This is a genomic window from Pseudomonas sp. TMP9 (assembly GCF_037943105.1).
Classification (GTDB): domain Bacteria; phylum Pseudomonadota; class Gammaproteobacteria; order Pseudomonadales; family Pseudomonadaceae; genus Aquipseudomonas.
In genome coordinates this window covers 1223290-1237295 of sequence record NZ_CP149803.1, presented here as the reverse complement: position 1 = coordinate 1237295, position 14006 = coordinate 1223290, and the positions used below count along the sequence as shown (strand labels likewise).

The 14006-nt window shown below is 56.1% G+C and carries 15 protein-coding genes; 2 read left to right on the top strand and 13 right to left on the bottom strand.

Going from position 1 to position 14006, the window contains the following annotated elements:
* Window positions 1–149: 149 nt before the first annotated feature.
* Together WF513_RS05840 and WF513_RS05835 are read left to right on the top strand one after the other, a co-directional pair.
* The gene (locus WF513_RS05840) at window positions 150–1694 is read left to right on the top strand and encodes a flagellar hook-length control protein FliK (RefSeq protein ID WP_339082341.1); all 1545 of its coding nucleotides are present in this window, start codon (window positions 150–152) and stop codon (window positions 1692–1694) included.
* On the top strand, window positions 1691–2017 hold the full coding sequence (locus WF513_RS05835; RefSeq protein WP_339082339.1) for an EscU/YscU/HrcU family type III secretion system export apparatus switch protein: 327 nt from the start codon (window positions 1691–1693) through the stop codon (window positions 2015–2017). The genes WF513_RS05840 and WF513_RS05835 overlap by 4 nt, the downstream gene beginning before the upstream one ends.
* 12 nt (window positions 2018–2029) lie before the next feature.
* On the opposite strand, the gene WF513_RS05830 is transcribed toward WF513_RS05835, so the two are convergent.
* The 13 genes from WF513_RS05830 to flhF all read right to left on the bottom strand — a co-directional run bounded on the left by WF513_RS05830 (window position 2030) and on the right by flhF (window position 14006).
* Window positions 2030–2434 carry a DUF2802 domain-containing protein gene (locus WF513_RS05830; protein ID WP_339082337.1) on the bottom strand — a complete coding sequence of 135 codons (405 nt, stop codon included), beginning with the start codon at window positions 2432–2434 and terminating at the stop codon, window positions 2030–2032.
* A 3-nt stretch (window positions 2435–2437) separates the two neighbouring features.
* On the bottom strand, window positions 2438–2917 hold the full coding sequence (locus WF513_RS05825; protein WP_339082335.1) for a chemotaxis protein CheW: 480 nt from the start codon (window positions 2915–2917) through the stop codon (window positions 2438–2440).
* A gap of 105 nt (window positions 2918–3022) precedes the next feature.
* The gene (locus WF513_RS05820) at window positions 3023–3862 is read right to left on the bottom strand and encodes a CheW domain-containing protein (RefSeq protein ID WP_339082333.1); all 840 of its coding nucleotides are present in this window, start codon (window positions 3860–3862) and stop codon (window positions 3023–3025) included.
* Between the two features lie 87 nt (window positions 3863–3949).
* Complete coding sequence (locus WF513_RS05815) at window positions 3950–4738, bottom strand: ParA family protein (protein WP_339082331.1); 789 nt, start codon at window positions 4736–4738, stop codon at window positions 3950–3952.
* Window positions 4739–4789: 51 nt separating this feature from the next.
* Window positions 4790–5659 (bottom strand): flagellar motor protein MotD, encoded by an 870-nt coding sequence (motD, locus tag WF513_RS05810; protein ID WP_339082330.1) that lies wholly within the window; start codon window positions 5657–5659, stop codon window positions 4790–4792.
* A gap of 12 nt (window positions 5660–5671) precedes the next feature.
* Entirely contained in the window at window positions 5672–6412 is a 741-nt protein-coding gene (locus WF513_RS05805; RefSeq protein WP_339082328.1) for a flagellar motor protein, read from the bottom strand.
* Window positions 6412–7515, bottom strand: a complete 1104-nt coding sequence (locus tag WF513_RS05800; RefSeq protein WP_339082326.1) for a chemotaxis response regulator protein-glutamate methylesterase — start codon at window positions 7513–7515, stop codon at window positions 6412–6414. Before WF513_RS05800 ends, WF513_RS05805 begins: the two co-directional genes overlap by 1 nt.
* 43 nt (window positions 7516–7558) lie before the next feature.
* Window positions 7559–9769: a chemotaxis protein CheA gene (locus WF513_RS05795; protein ID WP_339082324.1), complete on the bottom strand. Its 2211-nt coding sequence runs from the start codon at window positions 9767–9769 to the stop codon at window positions 7559–7561.
* A gap of 11 nt (window positions 9770–9780) precedes the next feature.
* A complete protein-coding gene (locus tag WF513_RS05790) occupies window positions 9781–10569 on the bottom strand; it encodes a protein phosphatase CheZ (RefSeq protein WP_339082322.1) in 789 nt (262 codons plus the stop codon).
* 19 nt (window positions 10570–10588) lie between these two features.
* The gene (locus tag WF513_RS05785) at window positions 10589–10963 is read right to left on the bottom strand and encodes a chemotaxis response regulator CheY (protein WP_090254048.1); all 375 of its coding nucleotides are present in this window, start codon (window positions 10961–10963) and stop codon (window positions 10589–10591) included.
* Between the two features lie 94 nt (window positions 10964–11057).
* A complete protein-coding gene (fliA, locus tag WF513_RS05780; RefSeq protein ID WP_339082318.1) occupies window positions 11058–11804 on the bottom strand; it encodes an RNA polymerase sigma factor FliA in 747 nt (248 codons plus the stop codon).
* Entirely contained in the window at window positions 11801–12631 is an 831-nt protein-coding gene (fleN, locus tag WF513_RS05775; RefSeq protein WP_339082316.1) for a flagellar synthesis regulator FleN, read from the bottom strand. The genes fliA and fleN overlap by 4 nt, the downstream gene beginning before the upstream one ends.
* Before the next feature lie 76 nt (window positions 12632–12707).
* Window positions 12708–14006, bottom strand: coding sequence for a flagellar biosynthesis protein FlhF (gene flhF, locus WF513_RS05770; RefSeq protein WP_339082314.1), 1299 nt, complete (start codon window positions 14004–14006; stop codon window positions 12708–12710).

The following is a 14006-nucleotide window of genomic DNA, read 5'->3' as shown; positions in this document are numbered from 1 at the left end:
AAATGGATAGCAAAAGCGGCTCAAGTCGGCAGAGTCTTGGCCGCTATACTGTCGCAAGTAAGATGCGCAGCCGGCCCAGACGGGGCGCGATTATACATGCCAGGCCCCGCCTTCCGCAGTGGGCATTTTCGACAGGGTGTAACCCATTAATGAGCGAAATCAGCAGCTCACGCCCCCTCCCCCCTTCGCCCCCCAGCAGCCGTCCCAGCGCCGTAGCTGCTGACTTGGCAGTGAAACTGTTGCAGCCCATGCAGGGCCTGCTAGCCAGCGGTGAAACGGCTAAGGCTGAGGTCATTGCGCTCAAAGAAGTCGCGCAGAGCTTCCAACTGCTGCTCAAACTGACGCTGGCTAATGGCCGCCAAACAACCCTTGAAGCCAGTAGTTCAAGGCCCTTAGCCCAAGGTACAGCGCTTACCGTAACAGCCCTGTCAGAAACCCGCCTAGCCCTCGCCGTACTGGCAGGCGGTGACAAGGCACTGACCAGCTTGGACCTCAAACAACTGCCCGTTGGCACCCTGCTGCAAGGCAAGGTGATCAGCCGTGAATCGCTGCTGCAAGGCCGCTCGCAACAGGTCTTTTACAAAATACTGGTCACCCTGCTCAACACGCCGCTGGCGGGCAGCACGCTATCCCTAGAAAGCCCACTGCAGCTGCCTCTGGGCAGCTTGCTTAGCGCTCAGGTGCAAGGTAGTCAGGCCCTAAACTTTCTACCGTTAAGCGGCCGTCTGGATCAACTGGCGCTGAACCAGCAGCTCGGTACTCAAAGTAATCGCCAAGGCTCACTGGAAGGATTGTTCAGTGCGTTGCAGGGCTTGCGCGGCAACGCAGACATGAGTGAAGGGCTGCGCACTAGCATCGACAAACTGTTCGGCTCCCTGCCCGACGCGGCTCAACTGAGCACGTCTAAAGGTCTGGCCATGGCGCTGGAGAACAGCGGTATCTTGCTCGAAAGCAAACTTCTGGGAGGCCAGGGCCAAGCACTGCCGACTGATCTTAAGGCTAACCTGCTGCGCTTGATTACCCAATTGTTGCCCAATCTGGCACTCGGCGCGCCACTGGCTGGCGCCAATGCAAGCTCGGCTATGGCCCAAGCTATGCCAGCCTTGGCCCGCGATCTGCTCGGTAGTTTGGGTAAAGCCAGCCTGCGCCAGCAAGCACTGAACTTCCCCCTGCCTTCACGCCTACTTCAGGACATGGAAGGTGAGGCTGACCTGGAAACCCTGCTGAAACTTGCCGCGGCCGCCCTCTCACGCCTGCAAACCCATCAACTCTCCAGCTTGGCGCAGAGCCAGGTCGGCCCGGAGGGTAACCTGCTCACCACCTGGCAACTTGAGCTGCCCATGCGCAACCAGCAAGAGTTGGTGCCTCTGCAAGTGAAAATCCAACGCGACGAAAACAACCCGCAAAACAAGGCAGAGAAAAAAGAAACGCTGTGGAAGATCGAGCTGGCATTCGACCTTGACCCTCTCGGACCCCTGCAGGTACTGGCGCAACTGGCTCAGGGTCGCCTGTCCAGCCAGCTCTGGGCCGAGCAGAGCAGCACAGTCAACCTGATTGATGCAGAACTGGATAATTTGCGCCAGCGCTTAAACGCTGCTGGCGTTCAGGTCGGCGAGTTGGCATGCAGCCAGGGCATGCCACCGCGTGGCCCGCGCACAACCTTGGAACAACGCTGGGTGGATGAAACCGCATGAAAAAAACCGCGCCACGTCAAGCTATCGCCTTGACCTACGACGGCAAGAGCGCGCCAACACTCAGCGCCAAAGGCGATGCTGAGTTAGCCGAAGCCATTCTGGCCATTGCCCGCGAGTATGAAGTGCCGATCTATGAGAACGCCGAACTGGTCAGCTTGCTGGCACGCTTGGAGCTAGGAGATGCGATACCGGAACAGCTGTATCGCTGCATCGCAGAAATCATCGCGTTTGCTTGGTACCTGAAGGATAAAGCGCCGGCCGGCAGTCAGCGCGACACAGATATCACGCCGCCGCTGCGCCTACTTGAAGGCCCGACGCATTAGGGTGGGGCCGAATCACGAGCGCTGCAGCTTAGCCTGCTGCATTTTACTGACCAATTCAGCCTCCGCTTTGCTCAGGCCGCAGGACTGGGTCAGATCATCGACACTGGCACCCATACCAGCCAGACGCGCGGCTTGAGTGAACGACAGACTGCTGGGGTCACGCTGCTCAATCTGACTGAGCTTGTCTGGCAATGGTGCAACCACACGCCGCAACTCATGCAACTCTTCGCCCATCTGCACGCTGCCAGTCAGATAGGCATCCAGCCGCCGGCTGAGCTCCTTGAGCCGCCGATCACGCACCGCGTCACGCTCGCCCTGCAGCTTAACCGCGTCGCGCAGCTGCCGGGAAAGCCATACGCACGCGCCTACTAACCCCAGACAAACCAGGGCTAGCGTGATCAGCAGCGCGTCGGGCATAACTTAGAAGCTCTCCAGATCGGACCACTCTTCTTCGCTCATCATCTTGTCTAGCTCAACCAGAATCAGCAACTCGCCGTTCTTGTTGCACACGCCTTGGATAAACTTAGCGGATTCGTCGTTGCCGACGTTCGGTGCGGTTTCCACTTCGGATTGGCGCAGATAAACCACCTCAGCCACGCTGTCGACCAGAATGCCGACCACTTGCTTGTCCGCCTCGATAATCACAATACGGGTGTTATCGGTAACCTCAGTGGAATCCAGACCGAAGCGCTGACGCGTGTCGATCACGGTGACCACATTGCCGCGCAGGTTAATGATGCCCAGCACATAGCTCGGGGCACCCGGCACAGGGGCAATCTCGGTATAGCGCAAGACTTCCTGCACCTGCATAACATTGATGCCATAGGTTTCGTTGTCTAAACGGAAGGTCACCCATTGCAGGATCGGATCGTCTGAACCTTGTGCCGAACTTTTCTTCATGTCCCTAGCCTCGTCATAAACCGCTCGCGGCGGCAATCGCGGGTGTGTGCCCCGCTGTCGTTACTATAGTTGCAAAGCTGCGCACCTCGCACAGCCCGCGGTTATTCAATGCGGCTGTTTAGCCACCATACGCTTGGCTGCACCACTCGCAATCAATTCAGCCAGGGATGCGATATCCAACAGCGCGCACATGTGTTCGATCACCGTGCCCGCCAACCACGGCCGCTGCGTGCGCTGGCTGCGCCATTTCACTTCGCTGGGGTCTAGGCGAATCGAGCGGCTAACATGATGCACCGCCAAACCCCACTCGTAGCCCTGAATAGAAATCACAAACTGTAAGCCTTGGCGAAAATCATCGCGGTAACGATCAGGCATCACCCAGCGTGCAGTATCCAGCACCTTCAGGTTGCCCGCCTGGCAGGGCAGTATGCCGAGAAACCAGTCTGGCTGGCCAAATAATGGCGTGAGCTCTTGGCCTTCCAAGGGGTAAATCGAGCCCAAGCACACCAACGGAACCGCCAGAGTCAACCCCGCCACGTCGAATAATAGGCACTCGAAAGGTCCTTGCGCCCACTCTGGCCGCCCATGCAGCATCGGCTCAGGCACCAACAGCATTTGGGCAGGAGCTGGCGCAGTCTCAATCACAACTGCGCTCTCAACTACCTGCTGCGGCGCTTCGACACGCAATTCGATTGCGGGCGTTACCAACTCGATCGCGGGCAATACAAGGGGCCGCGCACTCAGTTCAGCAAAAGGCTTTGTGGCGGCCGCTTGCGCTTCAGGCATAGCCCGAGCGTCACGCACCTGCTCCTCAAGCACCGCCGCCTCAAACTCATCCAACGAGAGGCTGTCAGCAAATTCGAGCGCAGCCTCCTGCAGTAAGCCGTCCAGATAGGACTGCAAAGCCAGTTGCGGATGTGTGGCAGTGAGAAGCGGACGACTCATGAATAAAACCTGTAGTAACGATCTGTACAGGCTATCGGCCGCGCTGGCGGCAGACTTGAGCCTATCTCTTCAGCATAGTCGTTCATTTCAGGCGACCTGGGCGGCAAGCTGCTGTGACAGCAAGTGTTTGAGCAACGCCCGGTAGGCCATTACGCCGCGGCTGTTGTTGTCAAATTGCGACGGCGCAAGCCCCGCCCGACTGGCATCGCGCAAGCGCGTATCAACCGGAATGTAAGCCGGCCATAGATGCTCAAGGTAACTGTTACGCAGTTGCCGCAAGGTGCTCATTGAGGCCTGCGTGCGGCGGTCAAACAGAGTCGGCACGATGGTATAGGGCAACGCTTGTTGCCGCGAACGGTTGATCATTGCCAAGGTATTAACCATGCGCTCAAGCCCTTTGACAGCGAGAAACTCGGTTTGCACCGGTATCACCAACTGCTGACTGGCTGCTAGCGCATTAACCATCAACACGCCGAGCAAGGGCGGACTGTCGATCAACGCGTAATCAAACTCTTGCCAGAGCTGCGCCAGGCTCTTGGCAATCACTAAACCCAGGCCACTCTGCCCAGGTGATTGGCGCTCAAGGGTGGCCAGTGCAGTACTGGAAGGCAGCAATGAAATACGCTCATGGCTGGTTGGCAAGAGCAATTGCTGGGGCAAGCCTTGCGGCACGCTGCCTTTATGTTGGAAAAGGTCAAAGCTGCTGTGTTCCAAGCTATCCGGGTCGTGCCCGAAATAACTGGTCATTGAGCCGTGAGGATCGAGGTCAACCACCACTACGCGCTTGCCAGCATCGGCCAGCAGGCCTGCCAAGGCGATTGATGTGGTGGTCTTACCGACTCCACCTTTTTGATTGGCTACTGCCCAGACTCTCATCGTTATCATCCTCTCGAGTCAGCTATACACCTGACCGAGAACGGGGCCACCTTATGGGGCCGGCGACGGGGGTTTGACGGCACCCGTTTGCGGGGCCGGCGCTGGCGGAGCTTTTGCAGGTTGCGTGCCAGCCCGCTGCAAGGCTGCATCGGGTTTGGCATTGGCACTGCCCACACCACTCACACTGCGGCGCACATCTAGATTACGCGAGATCACCAACACCACTCGACGGTTACGCCCACGTCCTTCCAATGTGGCGTTATCAGCGACGGGTTGAAACTCGCCATAACCCACAGCAGCCAGACGACTTGGCTTAACGCCATCCATGGCCAACATTCGCACGATACTCGCAGCCCTCGCGGTAGAAAGCTCCCAGTTAGTGGGGAATTGCGCGGTCTGAATCGGCAGATTATCGGTAAAGCCCTCAACATGGACCGGGTTCTCATAAGGTGCCAGAATTTTGGCGACCTTCTCGATAATATCGAACGCAGCGTTATTAGGGACTGCATCGCCGCTGGTGAACAGCAAACTGGAGCTGAGCTCAATCTCAATCCATAACTCATTGCCACTCACCTTGAGCTGATTGGACTGAATTAAATCGCTAAAAGCCTCACGCACGCTGTTGGCGATACTTTCCAGTGAGTCGGCAGCCGACAGGGTGCTTTCCTCATCCACCAGCGAACGGTCCGGCTCGGTGGTACGCGGGCGCTCATCGCCCACAGGTATTGGTTTGATCGCACGGTCAGGTTGGTTGAACACGCCAGTCAGGCTGTCTGAAAGGATTTTGTACTTGCCTTCATTGATCGACGAGATCGAATACATCACCACAAAAAACGCAAACAGCAGGGTGATGAAATCTGCATAAGAGACCAGCCAACGCTCGTGGTTTTCATGCTCTTCTTGGTGACGCCTGCGGGCCATAACGTGTCCCCATCAATCCATAAAGCCTTGCAGCTTTAATTCGATGGAGCGCGGGTTTTCACCCTCGGCAATCGACAGGATGCCTTCGAGCAACATCTCACGATAACGCGACTGACGCTGGGCTATGGCCTTGAGTTTGCTACCAATAGGTAACAACAGCAGGTTAGCGAAACCTACGCCATAGATGGTGGCCACGAATGCGACGGCAATCCCGCTGCCGAGCATGCTCGGATCAGCCAGATTGCCCATCACATGAATCAGCCCCATAACGGCACCGATAATGCCAATGGTTGGAGCGTAACCGCCCATACTTTCAAACACCTTGGCAGCCTGAATGTCTCGCCCTTCTTGGTTGTACAGGTCGACTTCAAGAATGCTGCGAATGGCCTCAGGCTCAGCGCCGTCGACCAAAAGCTGCAAGCCTTTACGCGCATAGGGGTCTGCCTCGACATCAGCCACCGCCTCAAGGCCCAACAAACCCTCCTTGCGCGCGGTCATACTCCAGCCGACTACGCGATTAATGCCACCTACAAGGTCTATCCGAGGTGGAAAAAAAATCCAGCTGACAATGGCCAGAGCCCGCTTAAATGAGTGCACAGGCGCCTGAAGAAAAGCTGCGCCGAGCGTGCCACCAATGACAATTAGTGCCGCTGGCCCATTGAGTAACGCGCCGACATGGCCACCCTCAAGGTAATTGCCGCCGAGGATGGCAACAAACGCCAAAATGACCCCAATAAGGCTCAGCACATCCATTAAATACAGGTCTCCGCCAAGTGCCTGCCGATATCGTCCAGCGGGTAGATTGCATCGGCTAAGTTGGCTTTGACGATGGCCATGGGCATGCCATAAATCACGCAACTGGCTTCATCCTGAGCCCATACTTGGCTGCCGCACTGCTTGAGCAGACGCGCACCTTCACGGCCATCAGCGCCCATGCCTGTCAGCACGACCGCTAGCACTTTATCCGCATAAGATTTGGCGACCGAACCAAAGGTGATATCGACGCAGGGTTTGTAGTTCAAGCGTTCATCGCCAGGCAGGATTTTCACCACGCCGCGAGCATCGACCATCATCTGCTTGCCGCCAGGCGCGAGCAGTGCAAGCCCCGGACGCAGTACATCACCGTCTTCAGCCTCTTTGACATTGATGCGGCACAACTTATCGAGACGCTCAGCAAATGCCTTAGTAAAGGCGGCAGGCATGTGCTGGATCAGCACGATGGGGGACGGAAAATTAGCCGGCAATTGAGTCAACACACGTTGCAACGCGACCGGCCCGCCCGTTGAGGTACCAATTGCCACTAGCTTATAAGACTTACGCTTGGGCGCTGCGCTAGAAGCCGTAGGCGCGGAGGCGACAGCAGGACGAAGCTGCGCCGCGGGCGCGGGTGCAGCACGCACCGCCGGCTTAGCTTGTGAGGCAGGCGTTGCAATGGTTGGCGGGCTAAGGCTGCGTCGATTACTGCGGGCAATGGTATGAATTTTTTCGCAGAGCAGCTGCTTAACTCGCTCAGGATTTCGCGAAATATCCTCAAAATTTTTCGGCAGAAAATCAACTGCACCCGCTTCCAGCGCATCCAGCGTGACTCGCGCGCCTTCGTGGGTCAGCGAAGAGAACATCAATACCGGCGTTGGGCAGCGCTGCATGATATTACGCACAGCCGTGATGCCATCCATCATCGGCATCTCATAATCCATGGTAATCACATCAGGTTTAAGCGCTTGCGCCTGCTCAATGGCTTCGCGGCCGTTAGTGGCTGTGCCAATCACCTGAATATTCGGATCGGCTGAAAGAATTTCCGACACCCGTCGACGAAAAAAACCGGAGTCATCGACCACCAACACCTTAACCACCATAAACACTCCTAAACGACGCGACAGAAACCTGCGCCGCTAACAATCAGATGCGCCGTGCGTAACGTTTGAGCATGCTCGGCACGTCAAGAATCAAGGCAATACGTCCATCACCGGTAATGGTCGCACCTGACATACCTGGAGTGCCCTGCAGCATTTTGCCCAAAGGCTTAATCACCACCTCTTCCTGGCCAACCAATTGATCAACCACAAAGCCGATACGCTGGCTGCCGACAGTCAGAATCACCACATGACCTTCCCCTTGCTCAACGTGAGCGGCATTACCGATCAACCAACGCTTGAGGTAAAACAACGGCAAGGCTTTGTCACGTACGATCACCACTTCTTGGCCGTCGACGACGTTGGTGCGCGACAGGTCGAGGTGGAAGATTTCATTGACGTTAACCAGCGGGAAGGCAAACGCTTGATTTGCCAACATGACCATCAGCGTTGGCATGATCGCCAGCGTCAACGGCACTTTAATGACGATCTTCGAACCCTGGCCCTTAACCGAAAACACGTTAACGGTGCCATTGAGCTGGGAGATCTTGGTTTTCACCACATCCATGCCCACACCACGGCCAGATACATCTGAAATCTCGGTTTTAGTCGAGAACCCCGGCGCAAAAATCAGGTTGTAACATTCAAACTCGTTGAGGCGATCGGCAGCGTCTTTATCCAACAGACCTTTTTCCACGGCTTTGGCGCGCAGTACGTCAGCGTCCATGCCCTTACCGTCATCAGAGATCGACAAGAGAATATGATCACCTTCCTGCTCGGCGGAGAGGATTACCTTACCACCACGTGCTTTGCCCGACGCTTCGCGCTCTTCCGGCGTTTCAATACCATGGTCGACCGCGTTACGCACCAAGTGCACCAGCGGGTCGGCTAGCGCCTCTACCAAGTTCTTGTCGAGGTCGGTTTCTTCACCGACCAGCTCTAAGTTGATCTCTTTTTTAAGGTTGCGGGCAAGATCACGAACCAGACGCGGGAAGCGCCCGAAGACCTTTTTGATCGGCTGCATACGGGTTTTCATTACCGCCGTTTGCAAATCAGCCGTAACCACATCCAAGTTTGAAACTGCCTTGGACATGGCTTCATCGCCGCTGCTGGAACCCAGGCGGACCAGACGGTTACGCACCAATACCAGCTCACCGACCATATTCATGATCTCATCCAGCCGCGCGGTGTCGACCCGCACAGTGGTTTCTGCTTCGCTGGGTGGCGAGGCCTTCTCTGCTACAGGCGCGGAGGGTGCTGAAACTGGCGGCTTGGCCGGTGCAGGTTTAGCTTCGGGCGGGGCTGCGGGCTTAGCTACAGCTTTAGGGGCTTGCGCTGGCTTGGGCGCTGAAGATGGTGCGGGTGCGGGTGCGGGTGCGGGTGCAACAGGCTTGATCACCTCAGGCTCGACAAACCTACCTTTACCGTGAAGTTGATCGAGCAAGGCCTCAAACTCATCATCGGTAATATCACCACTCGCTGCCTCGGCAGGCTTAACGCTGGCAGCTGGAGCAACAGGTGCTGCTGCAGCCGGCGCCGCGAACTGGCCTTTGCCATGCAATTGATCGAGTAGTGACTCAAATTCGTCATCGGTAATTTCGTTACTGCCCGCCGTTGCAGGGGCCGGAGTTGTAGGCGCAGAGACGACTTCAGGCGCTACAAACTGACCCTTACCATGCAGCTGGTCGAGCAACGATTCAAATTCATCATCGGTAATTTCATCGCCACTGGCCGCGCTGGCCGCCGGCGCCTGCACATTATCCAGGGAGCCGAGTAACTGCTCGAACTCAGTGTCAGTTATGTCGTCAGCGACTGGCTCAGGTTCGGGTGCTGCAATCGCGTCAGGCAACGCGCTATCATCGGCGCCGCCTGGTTCAGCCATACGCGCCAAAGCGGCTAGTAACTCAGGGGTAGCAGGAGTCAGGCTGGTACGTTCGCGTACCTCAGTGAACATACTGGTGACGGCATCCAGTGCTTCCAGCACCACGTCCATCAATGCGGAGTCGACGCGTCGCTCACCCTTGCGCAGGATGTCGAAGACGTTTTCTGCGATGTGACAGCATTCCACCAACTCATTGAGCTGGAGAAACCCGGCACCGCCTTTGACCGTATGAAAACCGCGGAAAATAGCATTTAGCAGATTCTTATCGTCGGGTCGACTTTCCAGCTCTACAAGCTGTTCAGACAACAGTTCAATAATCTCGCCGGCCTCTACCAGGAAGTCCTGAAGGATTTCTTCATCGGCGCCGAAGCTCATAAGACGTGCTCCTAAAATCCCAGACTGGAAAGCAGGTCGTCGACATCATCTTGATTAGATGCGACGTCTTCACGCTTATCGGCATGAATCTGCGGACCTTCACCATGGGAAGGTTCTTTTTGTTTTTCTTGTTCGGCGCGGAGCATCTCGCGGTTGTGCTCAATGCCGGCAAACTGATCCACTTGGCTGGCCATTAGCACCAGTTTCAGCAGGTTACTTTCAACTTCAGTGACCAACTGGGTGACGCGTTTAATCACCTGCCCTGTTAAGTCCTGAAAATCTTGGGCCAGCATGATGTCGTTCAGATTGGCCGACAGTTTGGCGCCATCACGCTCGCTGCGATCGAGAAACGACTCAACCCGTTTAGCCAACTCACGAAAGTTGTCAGCGCTCATCTCGCGGCGCATAAATCGCCCCCAGTCAGCACTTAAACTATGCGCTTCATCGCTAAAACCATTGACCAGCGGGGTACTTTGCTCGACCAAGTCCATGGTGCGATTAGCCGCTTTCTCGGTCATCGTCACCACGTAATTCAAACGTTCAGTGGCATCGGTGATTTGTGAAACCTCGGTAGCATGCGGCATACGAGGGTCGAGTTGGAAATTGACGATGGCGTTATGCAGCTCTCGGGTCAGCTTGCCGACCTCATGATACAAGCCACGGTCGCGCGCCTTGTTCAGGTCATGTATCAGCTGTACCGCTTCACCAAAGTTGCCACGTTCAAGGCTGTCTACCAGTTGGCGAGCACTGTGTTTCAAGGACGACTCAAGATCACCCTGAGCGGAATCATTATGTTCCATAGAACCCTCATGGCAGACATCAGCCGTTGACGCGCTCGAAGATTTTCTCAATCTTCTCTTTAAGTACCTGAGCAGTGAACGGCTTAACTACATAACCGTTAACACCCGCTTGGGCGGCCTCGATGATCTGATCGCGCTTGGCTTCTGCCGTGACCATCAGTACCGGCAGCGTTTTTAGGCGATCATCCGCACGCACAGCGCGCAGCAAGTCGATACCGGTCATGCCAGGCATGTTCCAGTCCGTGACCAAAAAGTCAAAACTGCCGCTTTGCAGCATCGGCAGCGCCGTTACGCCGTCATCCGCTTCGGCGGTGTTGGTAAACCCCAAATCACGCAAGAGGTTCTTAATGATTCGTCGCATCGTTGAAAAGTCATCAACGATGAGGATTTTCATGTTCTTGTCCAAGTCGACCTCCGTACAGTCCCAAACGCACCCAGCGACCTGTGTGCGCCTTTAATCGTGAAATCGGCGAGCATTAACGTGCAATTCAGCGGGCACGCCATTCAGCTAGGCGGGCACGCAAGCGAGCAGCACACTGACTGTGTAACTGGCTTACTCGTGACTCGCTAACCCCCAACACTGCACCAATCTCTTTTAGATTTAATTCTTCATCGTAATACAGTGCTAACACTAGGCGCTCGCGCTCTGGCAAGCCAGCAATGGCATCTGCTAGGGCCGCTTGAAAACGTTGATCTTCCAAATCACGAGAGGGTTCAAGGTGATTGCTGCCAGCATCCTCATCCATCGCGCCGTGCTCGCCGTCCTGCAACAGGTCGTCGAAGCTGAATAGGCGGCTGCCTAGCGTGTCGCCAAGAATGCCGTAGTAATCTTCAAGACTCAATTCTAGTTCGGCCGCAACCTCTTGATCTTTAGCGTCTCGACCCGTTCTGGCCTCAACTTTCCTAATCGCGTCACTGACCATGCGGCTATTACGGTGCACCGAACGCGGCGCCCAATCACCTTTGCGCACCTCGTCAAGCATGGAGCCACGTATGCGGATGCCCACAAACGTCTCGAAACTGGCTCCTTTGCTGGAATCGTATTTTTTTGAAGCTTCAAGTAGGCCGATCATCCCGGCTTGAATCAAATCGTCAACCTGCACATTGGCCGGTAAGCGCGCCAGCAGGTGATAGGCAATGCGTTTGACCAGAGGCGCGTAGCGCTCGATCAACTGGTGCTGTGCGTCTTGCGCCTGCGCCTTGCTATACATACGTAGTCCAGAGGCTGCTGTCATAGGGCCGCGTCTGCGAGCGGTTGTTGCACCAAACGCTCAACGAAAAATTCCAAATGCCCGCGCGGGTTAGCGGGTAGCGGCCATGCGTCAACTTTTTGCGCGATGGCTTTAAACGCCAGCGCGCACTTGGAGCGCGGGAAGGCTTCGTAAACCGCGCGCTGCTTCTGTACCGCCTTGCGCACGGACTCATCGTAAGGCACCGCACCGACATATTGCAGGGCAACATCGAGGAAACGGTCTGTGACTTTAGTCAGCTTAGCAAACAGGTTACGACCTTCTTGCGGGCTGTGAGCCATATTGGCTAAAACGCGAAAGCGATTCATGCCGTGGTCGCGGTTGAGCAATTTAATCAGGGCGTAGGCGTCGGTAATTGAGGTTGGCTCATCACACACGACCACCAGCACTTCCTGCGCTGCACGCACGAAGCTGACGACGCCATCACCAATTCCAGCAGCTGTGTCGATGATCAATACATCCAGGTTGTCGCTAATATCACTAAACGCTTGGATTAACCCGGCATGCTGCATAGGCGACAGCTGCACCATACTCTGAATACCTGAGGCCGCCGGGACAATGCGGATACCACCCGGGCCCTGCAACAACACATCGCGCAGATCACATTCGCCACTGATCACATCTTCCAGAGTGCGCTTGGCTGTCAGCCCCAACAACACGTCGACGTTGGCCAAGCCAAGGTCGGCGTCCAACAACATCACTCGCCGACCTAGATCAGCCAGAGCTATCGCCAGATTGACTGAGACGTTGGTCTTACCGACGCCACCCTTGCCGCCGGTCACCGCAATCACCTGTACGGGATGCATACCCATAATTTCTAACACCTTGTCTAACGTCGACTGGAGCCACTTGATCGGTTAAGTACCGTCCCACCTAACAGCATGGCGCTTAACTGACGCGCTGTGTGGGCTGCTGGTACAGGTCGGCAAACATCTCCGCCATCGTATCCTCGCTCGGTTCTTGGGTCGCCTGCAGCCCAACGGCTCGGCTGACCAATTGATGACTGCGCGGGATCTGCAGATCATCAGGAATACGTGGCCCATCAGTTAGGTAGGCTACCGGTAGACGCTGGCTAATAGCCAGACCTAAAACCTCACCCAAGCTGGTGGCCTCATCGGCCTTGGTGATAATGCAACCGCTCAAACCACAACGCTTGTAACTATGGTAGGCGGCTTTGAGCACTTGACTCTGACTGGTAGAGGCCATAACCAGATAATTTTTTGCATTAACGCCTCGACTGGCCAGGGTTTCCAGTTGCATACGCAACGCTGGATCATTAGCCGGGAGACCCGCTGTATCAATCAGCACCACCCGCTTACGCGCCAGCGGGGCAAGGGCTTGAGTCAAGGACTGGCCTGGATCAACCAAGGTGACGGGCACATTAAGAATACGACCCAAGGTTTTCAGTTGCTCCTGCGCACCGATGCGGTAGCTGTCCAAACTGACCAAGGCAATATGTTGCGCACCGTATTTAAGTACATAGCGTGCGGCGAGCTTGGCTAAGGTGGTGGTTTTACCCATGCCGGCAGGACCCACTAATGCAATAACACCGCCGTCTTCCATCGGCTCCTGCTTCGGTGTTTTGATCGCATGAGCCAAATGCGCCAACAGCATGCGCCAGGCTTGGCGGGGCTCGGAAATAGTGGAAATGCGCTCAAGTAAAGCTTTTGCCAGCTCGGCAGATAAGCCCATGCGCTGCAGTCGACGCCATAAATTGGCTTGCTGCGGGCGACGCGTTTGCAGTTGCCCCCAAGCGATCGAACCCAACTGCACTTCAATTAATTCGCGCAAGCCATGCAGCTCGAAGCGCATGGCATCGAGAGCGCCCTGATCCGTTGTGGCAGTCGACGCGCGCGCCGGGCGCAAAACATCAGCAAAGCTAGCAACGGGCGCAGTGGCAACCGCGCCAAACAACTGGCGATCTTTACCGGCATCAACCTGAGCACGGGTTGTCAGCTCAGCCTGCGCGGTGGCGATCTTCGCTTGAGTTTTGCGCAATTCGGCTTCCAGTGCCGGATTAGGCTGGCGCGATGGCGCAGCGGGCACTTGGTAGTCCAATGCTGCCGTCAGCTCAACGCCACCAGCAACCCGGCGATTGCCTATGATCGAGGCATCGGCACCCAGCTCATCACGCACCAGCTTCATGGCGGTACGCATATCGGCGGCGAAAAATCGTTTGACCTGCAT

Bases quoted from the DNA above. Each gene is read 5' to 3' on its own strand.
- WF513_RS05840 (WP_339082341.1), top strand. From the start codon at position 150: ATGAGCGAAATCAGCAGCTCACGCCCCCTCCCCCCTTCGCCCCCCAGC.
- WF513_RS05835 (WP_339082339.1), top strand. From the start codon at position 1,691: ATGAAAAAAACCGCGCCACGTCAAGCTATCGCCTTGACCTACGACGGC.
- WF513_RS05830 (WP_339082337.1), bottom strand. From the start codon at position 2,434: ATGCCCGACGCGCTGCTGATCACGCTAGCCCTGGTTTGTCTGGGGTTA.
- WF513_RS05825 (WP_339082335.1), bottom strand. From the start codon at position 2,917: ATGAAGAAAAGTTCGGCACAAGGTTCAGACGATCCGATCCTGCAATGG.
- WF513_RS05820 (WP_339082333.1), bottom strand. From the start codon at position 3,862: ATGAGTCGTCCGCTTCTCACTGCCACACATCCGCAACTGGCTTTGCAG.
- WF513_RS05815 (WP_339082331.1), bottom strand. From the start codon at position 4,738: ATGAGAGTCTGGGCAGTAGCCAATCAAAAAGGTGGAGTCGGTAAGACC.
- motD (WP_339082330.1), bottom strand. From the start codon at position 5,659: ATGGCCCGCAGGCGTCACCAAGAAGAGCATGAAAACCACGAGCGTTGG.
- WF513_RS05805 (WP_339082328.1), bottom strand. From the start codon at position 6,412: ATGGATGTGCTGAGCCTTATTGGGGTCATTTTGGCGTTTGTTGCCATC.
- WF513_RS05800 (WP_339082326.1), bottom strand. From the start codon at position 7,515: ATGGTGGTTAAGGTGTTGGTGGTCGATGACTCCGGTTTTTTTCGTCGA.
- WF513_RS05795 (WP_339082324.1), bottom strand. From the start codon at position 9,769: ATGAGCTTCGGCGCCGATGAAGAAATCCTTCAGGACTTCCTGGTAGAG.
- WF513_RS05790 (WP_339082322.1), bottom strand. From the start codon at position 10,569: ATGGAACATAATGATTCCGCTCAGGGTGATCTTGAGTCGTCCTTGAAA.
- WF513_RS05785 (WP_090254048.1), bottom strand. From the start codon at position 10,963: ATGAAAATCCTCATCGTTGATGACTTTTCAACGATGCGACGAATCATT.
- fliA (WP_339082318.1), bottom strand. From the start codon at position 11,804: ATGACAGCAGCCTCTGGACTACGTATGTATAGCAAGGCGCAGGCGCAA.
- fleN (WP_339082316.1), bottom strand. From the start codon at position 12,631: ATGGGTATGCATCCCGTACAGGTGATTGCGGTGACCGGCGGCAAGGGT.
- flhF (WP_339082314.1), bottom strand. From the start codon at position 14,006: ATGCAGGTCAAACGATTTTTCGCCGCCGATATGCGTACCGCCATGAAG.